15 protein-coding genes are annotated in these 15,546 nt (G+C 41.7%); 1 reads left to right on the top strand and 14 read right to left on the bottom strand.

Annotated elements, in window-relative coordinates:
• Positions 1–57: 57 nt before the first annotated feature.
• From D1B33_RS11310 to D1B33_RS11255, 12 genes are all read right to left on the bottom strand, one after another.
• Entirely contained in the window at positions 58–1,395 is a 1,338-nt protein-coding gene (locus tag D1B33_RS11310; protein ID WP_118876509.1) for a gluconate:H+ symporter, read from the bottom strand.
• 23 nt (positions 1,396–1,418) lie between these two features.
• Positions 1,419–2,420: a LacI family DNA-binding transcriptional regulator gene (locus D1B33_RS11305; protein ID WP_118876508.1), complete on the bottom strand. Its 1,002-nt coding sequence runs from the start codon at positions 2,418–2,420 to the stop codon at positions 1,419–1,421.
• A 3-nt stretch (positions 2,421–2,423) separates the two neighbouring features.
• A complete protein-coding gene (locus D1B33_RS11300; protein WP_118876507.1) occupies positions 2,424–3,260 on the bottom strand; it encodes an SDR family oxidoreductase in 837 nt (278 codons plus the stop codon).
• Positions 3,261–3,265: 5 nt separating this feature from the next.
• Positions 3,266–4,330, bottom strand: a complete 1,065-nt coding sequence (gene uxuA, locus D1B33_RS11295; protein ID WP_118876506.1) for a mannonate dehydratase — start codon at positions 4,328–4,330, stop codon at positions 3,266–3,268.
• Between the two features lie 13 nt (positions 4,331–4,343).
• The gene (locus D1B33_RS11290; RefSeq protein WP_118876505.1) at positions 4,344–4,964 is read right to left on the bottom strand and encodes a bifunctional 2-keto-4-hydroxyglutarate aldolase/2-keto-3-deoxy-6-phosphogluconate aldolase; all 621 of its coding nucleotides are present in this window, start codon (positions 4,962–4,964) and stop codon (positions 4,344–4,346) included.
• Between the two features lie 18 nt (positions 4,965–4,982).
• Positions 4,983–5,924, bottom strand: a complete 942-nt coding sequence (locus tag D1B33_RS11285; protein ID WP_118876587.1) for a sugar kinase — start codon at positions 5,922–5,924, stop codon at positions 4,983–4,985.
• Positions 5,925–6,269: 345 nt separating this feature from the next.
• Complete coding sequence (locus D1B33_RS11280; RefSeq protein ID WP_118876504.1) at positions 6,270–8,714, bottom strand: ATP-dependent Clp protease ATP-binding subunit; 2,445 nt, start codon at positions 8,712–8,714, stop codon at positions 6,270–6,272.
• Entirely contained in the window at positions 8,704–9,804 is a 1,101-nt protein-coding gene (locus D1B33_RS11275) for a protein-arginine kinase McsB (protein WP_118876503.1), read from the bottom strand. Before D1B33_RS11275 ends, D1B33_RS11280 begins: the two co-directional genes overlap by 11 nt.
• Positions 9,801–10,355: a nucleotide excision repair protein gene (locus D1B33_RS11270; RefSeq protein WP_118876502.1), complete on the bottom strand. Its 555-nt coding sequence runs from the start codon at positions 10,353–10,355 to the stop codon at positions 9,801–9,803. Before D1B33_RS11270 ends, D1B33_RS11275 begins: the two co-directional genes overlap by 4 nt.
• A 115-nt stretch (positions 10,356–10,470) precedes the next feature.
• A complete protein-coding gene (locus tag D1B33_RS11265) occupies positions 10,471–10,935 on the bottom strand; it encodes a CtsR family transcriptional regulator (protein ID WP_118876501.1) in 465 nt (154 codons plus the stop codon).
• Positions 10,936–11,220: 285 nt separating this feature from the next.
• A complete protein-coding gene (locus D1B33_RS11260; protein WP_118876500.1) occupies positions 11,221–11,526 on the bottom strand; it encodes a DUF4870 domain-containing protein in 306 nt (101 codons plus the stop codon).
• Between the two features lie 125 nt (positions 11,527–11,651).
• Positions 11,652–11,876 carry a hypothetical protein gene (locus D1B33_RS11255; protein WP_118876499.1) on the bottom strand — a complete coding sequence of 75 codons (225 nt, stop codon included), beginning with the start codon at positions 11,874–11,876 and terminating at the stop codon, positions 11,652–11,654.
• Positions 11,877–12,128: 252 nt separating this feature from the next.
• Here D1B33_RS11255 and D1B33_RS11250 point away from each other — a divergent pair, with 252 nt between their 5' ends.
• Positions 12,129–13,439, top strand: coding sequence for a globin-coupled sensor protein (locus tag D1B33_RS11250; RefSeq protein ID WP_118876498.1), 1,311 nt, complete (start codon positions 12,129–12,131; stop codon positions 13,437–13,439).
• Positions 13,440–13,560: 121 nt separating this feature from the next.
• On the opposite strand, the gene D1B33_RS11245 is transcribed toward D1B33_RS11250, so the two are convergent.
• Both D1B33_RS11245 and D1B33_RS11240 read right to left on the bottom strand, forming a co-directional pair.
• Positions 13,561–14,067: an acyl-CoA thioesterase gene (locus tag D1B33_RS11245; RefSeq protein WP_118876497.1), complete on the bottom strand. Its 507-nt coding sequence runs from the start codon at positions 14,065–14,067 to the stop codon at positions 13,561–13,563.
• Positions 14,068–14,112: 45 nt separating this feature from the next.
• Positions 14,113–15,540, bottom strand: coding sequence for an aldehyde dehydrogenase family protein (locus D1B33_RS11240; protein ID WP_118876496.1), 1,428 nt, complete (start codon positions 15,538–15,540; stop codon positions 14,113–14,115).
• Positions 15,541–15,546 lie beyond the last annotated feature (6 nt).

The following is a 15,546-nucleotide window of genomic DNA, read 5'->3' as shown; positions in this document are numbered from 1 at the left end:
CAAAACGAAATACAGAAAAAACAAAAAACCGCCCGTTATAACGAGCGGCCAAATTTATTAAATAAATAGATCTAATATCAATACAACACATAAACCAACGATTGAACTTGTGAACAATAACAAGCCCCATGTTTTAAATGTTTCTTTTATCGATAAATTGAAATACTCTTTAAACAGCCAGAAAGAGGCATCATTTACGTGAGTAATCGTGTTGCTGCCCGCTGCGGTTGCTAGTACCATCAATACCGGGTTCACATCAAACATCGGAATCAACGGACCTACAATGCCCGCTGCCGTTACAGCCGAAACTACTCCTGTACCTGTTGCAATACGGATCATCGCGGTGATTAGCCAGGCCATGATTAATGGCGACATACTTGAATTCTCCATTAAATGTGCAATCGTGTCGCCTACCCCTGAATCCAGGATCACTTGTTTAAAAGCGCCGCCCGAACCAACGATAAACACAACCATCGCAATCCCTTCGATTGCTTTGGAAAATGATTCCATAACACTCTTCATTGGTCGGCCACGGCGAATGCCAAGTACATAAATGGCAATTAATACCGCCAGGATCATACTAATCTCTGCACTACCAAAGAAACTAATCAGTTCATATGTATTGGAACCTTCTTCGATAAACATTTTCCATATCGTGCCGATCGTAATAATGATTGCCGGCAATAGAGGGATAAATAAACTTGTAAAGAAACTCGGCAGTTCTGATTCCGCTAGTTCCTTTTCTTTTTTTATAAGCGGCGGAACCGGCTTATCCAGATTTTTCAGTAATCTTGGCAGAATGATTCCCCCAACGATTACAGCAGGAATGAATACCACAATTCCCAAAATATAAACCATTCCCATGTCCGCTCCATATGCTTCTACCAAAGCAACGGGGCCGGGCTGAGGCGGGAAAAGACTATGAGCCAATGTAGCAGCTGCTACCATCGTCATTCCCAGACGCATATACGGGATTTTCGCCTCTATTGCAATACTGATTACTAAAGGCGCCAGAATGATGAAGGCTACTTCGTAGAATACCGAAATCCCAAAAATCATCCCAACAATAACAATTGCCCACTCGACATTGCGAACACCAAATTTTCGCAGCAATGTCGATGCAACCTGCTGGGCAGCACCTGAGTCAACCATTAGCTTCCCTAATACGGCTCCCATCGCGATAATGATCGCTAAACTGCCCAGCGTACTTCCAAATCCAGTTTTAACCGTTGCAACAACATCCATTAAAGACATGCCGTTCAACAGCCCAACAAGAATTGCTACAATTAATAAAGCCAGCATACTATTAAGCTTGACTTTCATATTCAGAAACAATAATAACGCTACACCAAGTGCAACCCAAATAATCGGTAAGTACTGTGAAATCGCTTCCATGTTGTCACCATTTTCCTCTTTGTTTAGTAAGATTGTCGTTCATTTAATAGTGGATCGAATCTATAAATAGACTGTGAGTTTGATTCATATTGATTTGATATCTGTTTAACTAGTATGGTTGAAGCTTGTAATGCAATTTGATCTGCAGGCTGTTCAATCGTGCTGATCGGCGGCTCAAAAAAGGAGGCATATGGAACCTCATCTATTCCAATCACACCTAGATCTTGTGGGATTTTTAACCCCTTTTTCCTTACATAGCGCAGCAGCTCGATTAACACACGGTCATTTGCAGCCAAAATGGCATCAGGTTTTATATCCTTCATTAACATCTCGATTGTTTCTTGCACCTCATCCACAGGAACCGCCTTAATATGCTGTTCCGTTATTGGAAGGCCCTGTTTTTCCAAGGCTTCCTTAAACCCGGCAAGGCGTTCAATCCTCGGTGTAATTGGCTGATCGATCGAGTTTGTAATAATGGCAATTTGTTTGTATCCCTTCTTTACAAAGGCATCAACCGCCATGGAGCTTGCCAGCAGGTTATCAAGCAAGACGCTTGGAATCGGAAGACTATCAATTTTGCGGTCTATGAATACAATCGGAAACCTGGATTCATAAAGCCGTTTATATAAGTCAATATTGCCCCCGGTAGGAAATGCTATTATTCCATCGACTTGTTTTGCAATCAGCATCTCTATATGTTCCCGTTCCCGTTTCGGTTCGTCACCGGCATTGCAAACCATGATATTAAATCCCTGTTCATGGAAATGCATTTCAAGCTGGTTGATAATATGCGTCGAGAATGTGTGGACGATATTGGCAACAATGACGCCAATCGTTTTGGTAGACTTTTGTTTTAAACTTCTCGCCACAATATTGGGCTGGTAGTTTAATTTTTCGATTGCTTTTGCAATCTTCCCCCTTGTTTCTTCACTCATATATTCGTAACGGTTATTGAGAAACTGGGAAACGGTACTTTTGGATACACTTGCTTCTTTTGCTACATCATTGATCGTTATTCTTCCCATTGTTTACACTCCAGAATAAGCGTTGAATCCACCATCCACTGGAATTGTTGTTCCTGTCACAAAAGAAGAGTACGATTCATCCGCAAGGAACAATAATGCACCTAATAAATGTTGCGGCTCACCGAATTTTTTCATAGGTGTGGCAGCTAGGATTTTCTTGGAGCGGCTTGTATACTCTCCATTGGCTTCAACAAGCAAATCCTTGTTTTGTGTGGTCACAAAGAAACCTGGAGCAATGGCATTCACGCGAAGTCCTTCCTGGGCAAAGTGAACAGCCAGCCATTCCGTAAAGTTGTTGATGGAAGCTTTTGCCGCGCTGTAAGCAGGGATCTTCGTTAACGGCGTATAACCGCTCATGGACGAAATATTGATAATTGTCGGTGCTTCCGCTTTCAATAGCGCTTGCCCAAAAACCTGGCAAGCAAGGAAGGTTCCTGTGAAATTTAAAGAGAAAACATCTGAAAATCCTTTTTCATCCAGGTCAAAGAACGTTTTTCCCTCTATTTCCTGGACAGACTCTTCCGGAGCGGTAATGGCATCCGGATGATTGCCTCCAGCTCCATTGATCAATAAGTCCACGCGGCCAAATTGCTTTAAAATTTCTTCGCGTGCATTGATCAGCGATTGTTTATTCAAAACGTTTGTGCTGATGGAAATGGCTTCCCCACCAGATTGCTTAATGCTTTCCACTACTTTTTGCCCTTTTTCGGCATTTAAATTTAAAATGGCAATCTTCATTCCCTGACGCGCAAGTTCACGTGCCATCTCGGAGCAAAGCACACCGCTTCCTCCCGTTATGACCGCTACACGCTCTTTTAAATTTTCATGAATCGGAATCATTCAAATCACCCTTTCGCATTATTGTAAGCATCCCAAAGACCAAGCAAATACATAATGCCAAGCGCACGGTCATATAAACCATAGCCAGGCCGGCAAACTTCGCCCCATAGATGGCGACCGTGATCCGGACGAACATAACCTTCGTAATTTTGGTCATGGAGCGCCTTTACGACCCCTTTAATATCAATCGAACCATCCGTTGTATAATGGGATGTTTCCGTAAAGCTGCCATTATCGAAAATTTTCACATTTCGAATATGGGCAAATGGCGACCGGTAAGCATATTTCTCTGCAATTTCCACCATATTATTTTCCGGACTCGCCCCCATTGAACCTGTGCAAAGGGTAAAGCCATTTGCCTCTAAATCCGAAATTCGGATTAAGCGCTCATAGCTGGCTGCACCAGTAATAATGCGCGGCAATCCAAAGATGGAATATGGCGGGTCATCCGGGTGAATGGCCATCTGAATACCAGCCTCTTCAGCAACCGGCAAGATGGCTTCCAGGAAGTATTGAAGATTGGACCAAAGCTGTTCTTCATCTACTCCCTTGTATTCTTCAAACAACTCCGATAGACGAGCCAGGCGTTCAGGTTCCCATCCCGGCAATGAGAGGTCTGATGCTTCACTAACCGTTTTAACCAATTCTTGCGGATCAAGGTTGATCACTTTTTCCTTATCAAAATAAAGTGCAGTCGAACCATCCGGAAGTGGGTGGAAAAGATCGGTGCGCGTCCAATCGAAAATCGGCATGAAATTGTAGCAAATCACCTTAACGCCGGCTTCCCCCAAATTTCGAATGGTCTGTTTGTAATTTTCGATATATTGATCACGCGTCTGTTTCCCCAGCTTTATATCTTCGTGTACATTCACGCTTTCGACAACATCCGTATGGAAGCCATGGCTTTGAATGTATTCCACTTCTTCTTTAATCTCTTCTTTTGTCCAAAGTTCGCCTGCTTGCTTGTTATGCAAAGCCCAAACGATTCCTTTAGTTCCCGGGATTTGTTTGATATGTTCCAATGTCACCGTATCGTTTCCGCGACCATACCAACGAAAGGTCATGTTCATAAGATTTCCTCCCTTATTTTGAAAGTTGTGCACGATAATTTTTGCTTGTCGCTACTACCGCTTCATAACCGCCTTCTTTGTAGGCGCGATTTAAATCACTGCCAATTCCAACAGCTACTGCCCCCGCTTCCAACCATTCCTTCATATTGGATGCATTAATGCCGCCTGTTGGCATAATGTTTACATTCGGCAGAGGCCCTTTGACAGATTTTATAAACCCTGGCGTGAAGTTGTTGGCAGGGAATAATTTTAGTACGTCACAGCCCGCTTCCAATGCTTTTACCATTTCACGAATCGTCATGCAGCCCGGCAAGTAAGGAATGCTGTACCGATTGCAAACTTGTGCGATTGATTCGTTAAAAGAAGGGCTTACCACGAACTGGGCACCATGCAAGATGGCGTGGCGCGCAGTTTCGGCATCAAGAACGGTGCCAGCTCCGATTAAAGCGCCGCTATCCTTTAACGCCGTGAATACTTCATGTACAAAAGGCGTTGTATACGTTAACTCAATGGATGTAATACCGCCCTCAATGGCACCTTTTGTTAAAGCAACCGCTTCTTCGGGGCTATTTCCCCGGATAACCGCAACCAGTTTTTCGGTAATTAATGTTTGCAATATCTCAAATTTTTTCATTGTATCTTGCCCCCGTTTTTATCGTTCAACGATTTTTCGCTTTCCAATAAACGCTTCCACATCTTCCAATTCCGGCAAACCTTCGTTATCGCCCGACACGGTTGTAACCAATCCCCCGACAGCATTGGCGAAAGTCAGCCGTTCTTCAACGTTCATATCGTTTAAATAGCCATAAATATAACCTGCGTCAAACCCATCGCCTGCACCGACTGTATCAATTGGTTTCACTTTAAATGCATCTTTTTTGTACCATTCGCCATCAATCAGCGCTTTAACGCCATTTCCGCCATCCTTAATAATCAAGTGGTTAATGGCGCATTCTTTCGCGAATTGCTCCAGTGCTTTCTCTGAAGCATCTCCCAAAATCATTTCGATTTCATCAAGGCCTGTTAATAAAATATCTACATACGGGAAAATTTTCGTATAGGCACGCTTGGCTTCTTCGATTGTCCAAAGTTTCAGACGAATATTCGGATCAAAGGAAACCGTGATGTTTCTTTTCTTTGCTATTTCCAGCACACGCATTGTGATAGCCAAATTTTGCGGAGCAATCGCCAAAAAAACACCCGATAGGTGAATCACATCCACTCCATCAAACATTTCTTCCGTTATATCTTCATTTGATAACGTTAAAATGGGAGATTGATAACGATAGTAAAATGTTTTGCCTGATCCGTCTTCCCGAATTTCTTTAAAATTCAATGAGGTAGGATAACCTTCAACCAATTTTACCTGCGAAGTATCGATCCCTTCTCCACGAGCAAATTTATAGATGACTTTTCCAAACTCGTCATCTCCCAATCTACTCATCCACTTTACTTGAAGTCCTAATCTGGCACATCCAATTGCAAAGTTTAGCTCTGCTCCACCCACTTTTCGTTCGAAACTTGAAACATAACGCATGGGACCAGTACTTGTTGGGTTGAATGTAATCAGGGCGTCTCCCAAAGTCCATACCATCTTTGCAGCCAAATGACTCCCCTCCTCATTTTTTATTGATTATCTATCCATAAAACGGTTTACTAAACCGTTTTAGTATTAATGCTGTATTAAAACTATACAATGTAACGGCTTACATTTTCAACTTCTTTTTTAACATTTCCATTAAAATAATCGGTTTGAAAAAGTATATTTATGATTTTTCGAGGGTTTTATTAAATGAATCAATTGTTTTATAACAGAAATTATATTTATAATTCACAATTGGCTATGAAGTCTGACAACTGTCGGTCCGAGGATAGTACTCCTCCCTTTTGCAATAAAAAAACGGTTGATTCATTTCTGAATCAACCGCTATGTTCAATCTTATTTTGTTACTGCTTCACTTTTCGGCAGAACCACAAAATCATTGTCAGCATAATCAATTGTTACACTTTGACCAGTACTGATTGTACCTTTTAGTAATTCTTCAGAAAGGCGATCTTCCACATGTTTTTGCAATGCACGACGCAATGGACGTGCTCCATATTGTGGATCGTATCCTTCCTCCGCAATTTTTTCAAGCGCAGCATCTGTTAGTTCCAGCTCGATATTTTGCTCTTTTAAGCGTTTTGTTAAAGAGCCTGCCATTAGTGAGATAATTTGTTTCAATTCATCTTTTTCTAATGAGTGGAAGACAATCACTTCGTCGATACGGTTAAGGAATTCTGGGCGGAATGCTTTTTTCAATTCTTCGAGCATTGTGCCTTTCATATCTTTATATTTCGAAGAAGCAGCATCACCAGTGCCGAATCCTAAAGATTTGCGATATTTAAGCGCATCAGCGCCCACGTTGGATGTCATTATTACCACAGTATTGCGGAAATCAACCGTACGTCCTTTAGAATCTGTTAAACGGCCGTCATCCAATACTTGAAGTAAAATGTTGAATACATCTGGGTGTGCTTTTTCTATTTCATCAAGCAATATTACGGAATAAGGTTTGCGGCGTACTTTTTCAGTTAATTGACCGCCTTCCTCAAATCCAACATAACCTGGAGGTGAACCAACTAGACGTGAAGTTGAATGTTTCTCCATATATTCGGACATGTCGACACGGATCATCGCATCTTCATCACCGAACATGACTTCTGCAAGGGCACGGGCAACTTCTGTTTTACCAACCCCTGTAGGTCCTAGGAAGATAAATGAACCAATTGGACGTTTTGGATCTTTCAGGCCGGCACGAGCACGGCGGATTGCACGGGAAATGGCTTCTACCGCTTCACCTTGGCCAACTACGCGCTTGTGCAATTCTTCTTCCAGGTTAAGAAGTTTCGCTGATTCTTCTTGAGCGATTTTTGAAACCGGGATTCCAGTCCACATTGAAACAACTTGCGCAATATCTTCTACCGTTACTTCAGACTCTTCTTTCCCTTGTTTTTCTTTCCATGTTTTCTTTGTTGAATCTAACTCATCTTTGATTTTTTGTTCTGTATCGCGAAGTGCTGCCGCTTTTTCAAACTCTTGGCTCGAAACCGCTGCGTTCTTTTCGTTTCGAACATTGTCCAGTTTTTCTTCCAAAGCTTTTAAGTTTGGTGGAACAGTGTATGAACGCAAGCGTACTTTTGAGCCTGCTTCATCGATTAAATCGATTGCTTTATCCGGCAAGAATCGGTCGGAAATATAGCGGTCGGATAATTTTGCTGCCGCTTCAATTGCTTCATCCGTGATTTTCACGCGGTGATGCGCTTCATAGCGATCACGCAGGCCGTTGATAATCAGGATTGTTTCTTCTACAGATGGCTCATCAACTTGGATTGGTTGGAAACGACGCTCCAATGCAGCATCTTTCTCAATGTATTTGCGATATTCATCAAGCGTTGTAGCCCCGATACATTGAAGTTCTCCACGTGCCAGCGAAGGTTTTAAAATGTTTGATGCATCGATTGCACCTTCAGCTCCACCTGCACCGATCAATGTATGCAACTCGTCAATGAAAAGAATGACGTTTCCGGCTTGGCGGATTTCATCCATTACTTTTTTCAGGCGATCTTCAAATTCACCACGATATTTTGTTCCTGCTACAACCGTTCCCATATCTAAAGTCATGACTCGTTTATCTCGCAGGATTTCAGGAACTTCATTATTGACAATTTGTTGTGCAAGCCCTTCAGCAATGGCTGTTTTACCTACACCAGGTTCCCCAATTAACACAGGATTGTTTTTTGTTCGGCGGGACAGCACTTCAATCACGCGAGTAATCTCTTTACTGCGGCCAATGACAGGGTCTAAAGTGCCTTCACGTGCAATGGCCGTTAAATCGCGTGCCAATCCATCCAAAGTAGGTGTATTCACGGATTGTGTCGGGTTGCTTGCATTTTGAGTGGAATCATTATTCCCCAATAATAATAGAACTTGTTGACGTGCTTTATTTAAACTTACTCCGGCATTTGCAAGTACGCGAGCTGCCACTCCTTCACCTTCACGAATTAACGCAAGCAAGATATGCTCCGTACCGATATAAGCATGGCCAAGTTTTCTTGATTCATCTACCGACAATTCAATCACTTTTTTCGCTCTTGGTGTATAGTGAACGATCGGTCCAACGTCTTTCGCGCCTTTGCCCACCAGTTCTTCAATTCCTGATTCAATGATTTGCGGGCTAACATCGATCGCTTCCAAAGCCTTGGCTGCAATGCCCCCACCTTCACGAATAAGGCCAAGTAAAATATGTTCCGTACCAATGGATTCGTGTTTCCAACGGATGGCTTCTTCTTGCGCCAATTGCAATACTTTTTGTGCACGTTGAGTGAAACGGTTAAACATCATGTCTTTCCTCTCCTTTTTCCATTAGCTTTTGATTTTTTAAATTCAATTTCTCGCGCAGTAATTTTGCTCTATAGATATCTCGTTCGTTTGCTTGCAGTGTAGTGCCTGCATATTGCTGTACAAATCCTGGCTGCAGTAGAATCATGCACTCATTCAAGATATGCAATGGGACTCCTTGAATAATCCCCATATCTACTCCCAGACGAACATTCGATAAACAAGCAGCGGCTTCTTCAGTCGTTAAAATGCGAGCATATTTTAACGTTCCCAATGAACGATTGAAGCGGTCTTCTAATACTATTCGGGAATTTTTCAGCAATGCCTCCCGGGCACCGCGTTCATTTTTGATAATCTGAATTGTTACTTCCTGCAAGTCTTGCAAAATTTCTTCTTCTGATTTTCCGAGAGTCATTTGGTTCGAGATTTGATAAATATTCCCCAAATTTTCACTGCCTTCTCCATATATACCCCGTACAACCATACCTAACCGCGCCAACATTTGTGTAACAACTTTGATTTGTTTTGACATGGTTAGCGCCGGCAAATGCATCATCACGGAAGCACGGAGCCCAGTTCCGACATTTGTCGGACAGCTTGTTAAATAGCCAAACTGTTCATTGAAGGCATAAGGCAGTTGTTTTTCCAGTTGACTATCCAACTTTTCAGCTTTGGAATATGCCTCCGAAATCTGTAGACCCGGCAGCAAACATTGAATTCTTAGGTGATCTTCTTCGTTTACCATTAAGCTGACAGTTTCGTCATTTGATATTAGAACAGATGCGGATTTCTCCTTCTTGGCTAGAAGGGGGCTGATCAAATGTTTTTCCACCAAAACTTGCCGTTGCAATGCCGGCATTTCACTAATTGTGAAGTTGGAAAAATTCAGCTCTTCATTATTTAAAGAAATGGCTGCCTTTGTTATCATGTCATTCACTTGCTGTGCTTCTTGCTCTGTAAAACTTAGCGGGAAACGAGATCCCTCTAAATTTCTAGCCAGGCGGACACGTGTACTCAGGACAATATCTGCATCAATTCCTTTATCATCCATCCAGCCGGGCGCCTTGCTTTTCAAAAAGTATTCTAGATTCATGGTGTATCCACACCCCCACCTTCTAGTTTACGTTCCATATCCCGGATTTCATCACGCAAAGTAGCAGCATCTTCAAAACGTTCTTCTACAATAGCTTTTTGCAATTTTTCACGAGCAGCAGCAATTTCTTTTCTGATTGTCTCATCCGGCCGTTGCGGTTTGCCTGGCGCTTTACCAACATGGCTCGTTCCAGCTTGGATTTTGGTCAACACTTGCGGAAGTTGTTTTCCAAAGGTTTCATAACATTGCGCACATCCAAACTTTCCTTCGTTCAAAAACCTGCGGAAGGTAAACCCGCATGTCGGACATTGAGCCGATTTTTGGATAACGGGTTGCGCTTTTTCCTGTGTGCCGCTATTCCATACAGGCAATCCAAATAAATTGGATACCAGTTGGTGAATCGGGATTTGTTCTTCTTTATGAAAATCCAAATTAAAAGGATGGAAGTTTTGCGCACAAATCTCGCAATAGTGTTTTTCGCTTTTTTGGCCATTGACAACTTGTGTAACCGTTACTGTTGCCTGCCGCTCTTGACAGTGTTCACAAATCATGACCTCGCCCCTTTTTGACTAACTATTTTTGTTTAATTAAAGTTTTTTGATAGTGGTTAGCTGCGAACGCCAGCCCCCGAGCGTTGGATGGGCTAAGGAGGCGTTCTCCGCTCTTCTACCTATCATATTTTAATGTTGTTAACATAGACTTCAGAATATAGGACCTTAATTGGTCTCTAGTCGGCAATTGTAATTGCAGTGTGGACCGATCGACTGCGGCGAGCATTAGCTTTGCTTCGCGTTTTGAAATTACTTCTTCGTCGATCAAACGATAAATAATATCCTCTGCCATTGCTTGTGTCGCTCCGTTTTGGATTTGCTTCATGATTTCCTCCAGCAGTTCCATTTTGGAGTGCACTTTCACGCGCAAGATCCGGATATAGCCTCCGCCCCCGCGTTTACTTTCAACAAGATATCCTCTTTCGGCTGTAAAACGTGTATTAATGACATAATTGATTTGGGATGGGACGCATTGGAATTTATCCGCCAGCTCACTCCGTTTAATCTCAATATGTCCTTGTCCACCTAATTCGATAACTTGTTTCAAATAACCTTCAATGATGTCAGATATATTTCTCATTTTTTAATTCCTCACCTCACTCACTTACTGACTTTGACTATCTTTGACTTTATTATATAAACATCAATTTAAAAATGCAAATCAAAACGCCTATACTTTTTTCTATTTCCATTAAATGTTTTTTTAAAACAAGAAGAGGCAATCCCATTTTTAATGGAGACCACCTCTTTAAAAGACTATGATGAATGAACGAAAGTTTAAGAAATAGCCTCAAAGTTTTGGTATTTCTTAGTATGACGCTTCATCCTTTAGATTAAACTCTCAATTTTGGAATTGTTTTACTTCCTATACCCAGCGTCCTACGATTGGGTAATCCCATGATTGATCACCCAAGGCTTTCACTATTCCGATAAGCGGAACCACAATCGTCATGATTCCAAAAACAATCAATAACGGAATACCGATTATAAAAATAACCAGCAGACTTGAAATAAAGATCAAGATCCACATGACCCCTTGGAATAGTAATGCCTGAATGGAAACTCGTTTGATTTCTTCATCCGAGCTTAGCAGCCAAAATAAAATCGGAACTAATACAGGTGCAAAAAAGGCACTAGCGTGAATGATGACCTTGGCCCATTTATTGTCCATCTTTCATCAACCTTTCATCTTTAAAATTCATATAGCTTATATTTCTTTTACGGATAACCTATCATAATAGTTTCAGTTTTAAAATAAAAAGAACCCACGAGTAAGTGACTCACAGGTTCATTGCTTTAGTTTTTCTTTCGGGAATTGGTTGATTTTGAATCAGGTGCTTTTTCTTCATCACGGGGAAATAACATATACGCGATATACCCGGAGAACAGCGTGGCAAATAAAGTAATCAACACACCATCTCTCATTGACACTTCCGGATAGTTATTCCGCAACATGAAAATTGCTCCAATCGCTACAACCACCATTGAGGGAATCACAAATTTTAATCGGTGTTTCTCCATGTCATACTTCCTTTTCTATATTATGAATGTCTTTAACGTACTTTTTTAGTTAATTCGTATTTTACATGGAATAAATGAAAACTTCAATGAACGTGCGGTTAAACAAATAATCTCAACCACTATTTAATAAATTGTTCAAAAAAATGTATGGTAAAAAAATCATATGAATATAGAAATTTCCTATAGACTTAAGGTATCATAGAAAGAAAACATTTTTTATAAAATATCAATAATTTAAGAACGGAGAAAAGGATGTCTATTTTCAGAAAAAATTCAAATAAACAGAATTCCTATTATTTCGATATAAATCAGTACATAAACGACGTTCAACTGGATTTAGCAAAATACCCTGCTTTATTGAAACAAATTGAACTGATCCAGCTTACTAAAGAAGACTTAGCCATATTAAAACAATTAAAACCTCTATCCGAGGAATTTATTCCTGAAATGGTCAACCAATTTTATGAAGCGCTCATGAAAAGTGAGCATTTGATGGGCATTATTAACCAACATTCAAAAATTGAGCGGCTAAAAGTAACATTGAAACGGCATTTATCCGAAATTTTCGACAGCAAGATTAACGAGAACTATGTCAAACAAAGAAATACCATTGCCGCAACACATGTGCGAATCGGGTTAGAGTCGCAATGGTATTTAAGCTCGTTCCAATCTTTAATGACGACGTTCATTCGTTTTATAAATAACTTGGATATCTCCAAAAATGATGCAGCTAAAGCGATTAATGCCTTTTCCAAAATCATCAATCTAGAACAGCAGCTGGTAATCCAAGCTTATGACGAAGAGCAGCAAAGAATCCGCCTGGAATATAATGCAATCAAAAATTCATTGATTTCGACAGTACAAAATACAGCTGAAGAATTGAATGCAATTAGTGAAGAAACGGCCGGTTCTTTATATGTGATTTCTTCCCAGTCAGGGAATATTGCCGATGCCACAAATCAAGGATTAAGTTTTGTAGCTGATACAGAGGAGAAATCCAATCTGGGCAAAAACCAATTGCAAATGCAAACGCAACTAATGCAAGTGATTTTAGAAAGTGTGGAAATGCTGGATCAATCCATGAAAAATCTGCGCATTTCCTCCCAAAAAATTTCCGAGATTGTCTCGTTAGTCACTGGAATTGCAGATCAAACAAACTTGCTCTCATTAAACGCATCCATTGAGGCAGCAAGAGCTGGAGAGCATGGAAAGGGCTTCGCTGTAGTAGCGGAGGAAGTTCGAAAACTGGCGGAAGAAACGAAATCAGCCGTTCAAAACGTCTCGCACTTAATTCTAGAAACAGAGAATAACATTGAACATATGACCACTTCCGTTAACAATGTCGATGACCAAGTACAAAGAAGCGTACAAACGCAGAAAATGCTCGAAGAATCATTTAACTCCATCGCTGAAGCGGTCTCAGGCATTAAACAACAATATACAAGCACAACCAAGGATGTTAACGAAATTTCAAGACTGATCAGCGAGCTGACAGAAAGTGCCTCCCAGGTATCTTCATCGTCCGACTCACTACTGAATGTCGTTCACGAACTTTCGGATTAAAAGAAAAGCGGAGAATGCCCGGTTAGCCATGCAAGCGCGCGTTCGCAGCTAGACATAAGAAAAACACACAAGAATAAAACCTTCTCCTCTCGGACAAAAATCCGAAATGGAGAAGGTTTTTTTAATCGTATTGATCCAAAAGCAAACGGCGGATTTTTGTGTTTTCACGCTTGGCTTGCCTTAGCTCCCTGCGTGCATCGCCAGTATCGAACAGCTGTCTTTCTCGTTCTGTTTCAGGATAGACACGCGGAACTTGTATCGGTTTTCCTTCTTTGTCAACCGCCACCATGGTGACAAAGGATTCTGTTGTAAGCTTCGTTTCGTTTGTTCGAATATCGCGTGACATGACTCGCACATACACTTCCATCGAAGAGCGCCCTGTCGATGTCACGACTGCTTCAAGTTCCAGAATGTTCCCTTCGTAAGCCGGTGAAACAAAGTCAACAGAGTCAAACGAAGCGGTAACCACTTCAGACTTTGCATGTTTCATTGCTGTAACGGCTGCAATTTCATCGATATAAGCCAACACTCTTCCACCAAAAATGGAACCATGGTGATTTGTATCGGGCGGTAAAATAAGATGCGTTTGATGAGAACGTGAAAAACTCATCGACACTTCATTGATCATAGGGGTCCTCCACCAGTTGTTCACTTTGTTAAAAACTTGATTTTATTAGATTGTTGTCTTTATGGTAATGAATTTCAATTCCGTCATTTCATTGATGGCATATTTTATGCCTTCTCTTCCATACCCACTATTTTTCACGCCGCCATACGGCATGTTGTCCACGCGGAAGGTTGGAATATCATTGATCACCACTGTGCCCGCTTCGATTTTGTCTGCAGCTTTCATGGCATCCGTTAATACATTTGTATAGATACCTGCATTCAATCCCAAATCTGAAGCATTTACCAACGAAATGGCTTCATCCAGAGTTTTGTACGGCACCAGAGAAACAATTGGAGCAAAGGTTTCCTGGCAGACCACTTTCATGTCCGGCTTAACGTTCACCATCACTGTCGGGCTCATTGTTCTTTCAGTAAACTCCCCGCCTATTGCCACTTCGGCACCTTGCGATTTTGCTTCTTCAATCCAATTTTTGATTCGGTCAACTTCTTTTGGATGAATCATGGCACTAACATCTGTTGCAGCATCAAAAGGGTCGCCTAATTTCAGCTTTTTCGTTTCTTGCACAAATGCGTTCGAAAACTCTTCGTAAATAGATTCGTGAATATACACCCGCTGCAGCGAAATGCAAACTTGGCCGGCAAAGCCGAATGCGCCTCCTACACAGCGTGAGATCACTTGATCGATAGGGGTGCTTGGCTCAACAATCAATGCAGAATTGGAACCCAGCTCCAACGTAATTTTTCTTAACCCAACTTTTTCTTTAATCTTCAATCCTACGGCGCCACTGCCTGTAAATGTTACCTTTTTAACAAGCGGATGCGTGACGAGTGAATCGCTTAATTCGCTGCCGGAGCCCGTGACGATTTGCAAGGCGCCATCCGGCAATCCCGCTTCCTTGAAAACTTCAGCCATGGCCAGGGAACTTAATGGCGTCTGTGTTGCAGGTTTCAATACTACCGTATTACCCACGGCAAACGCTGGCCCTAATTTATGAGCGACTAAGTTAAATGGAAAATTAAATGGTGTGATCGCCGACACGACCCCAATTGGAATTCTCTTTGTATAACCAATACGGTCTTTTGTGCCCGGCGCTGCATCCAACGGCACCGTTTCACCTGTAGATTGTTTTGCTGCCTCAGCCGAAAATTGGTAAGTTGCAATGGTGCGATCGATTTCCGTCAGCCCTGCTGATATAGGCTTTCCTGCTTCTGCAGCCAATATTCTGGCAAACTCTTCTTTTCGGCCGCGCATAATCTCTACCACTCTATAAAGAATTTCCGCACGTTCATATGCAGTCGTTTCACGAAAACTTTGGAACGCTTGATGCGCCCCTGCTATTGCCCGTTGCACATCTTTCATGGAAGCTTTTGCTACTTTTGCGATCACCTCTCCAGTGTAAGGTGCCGTTAAAGAATAGCGATTGGACGTTTCTTCCCATTGGCCATTGATCCATAGCTTTGTTTCTTCCATTTCTAC

The organism is Ureibacillus yapensis (assembly GCF_003515775.1).
Lineage (GTDB): Bacteria > Bacillota > Bacilli > Bacillales_A > Planococcaceae > Ureibacillus > Ureibacillus yapensis.
Note: the sequence above shows the minus strand (reverse complement) of the source record. Positions and strands in the feature narration are given on the sequence as shown.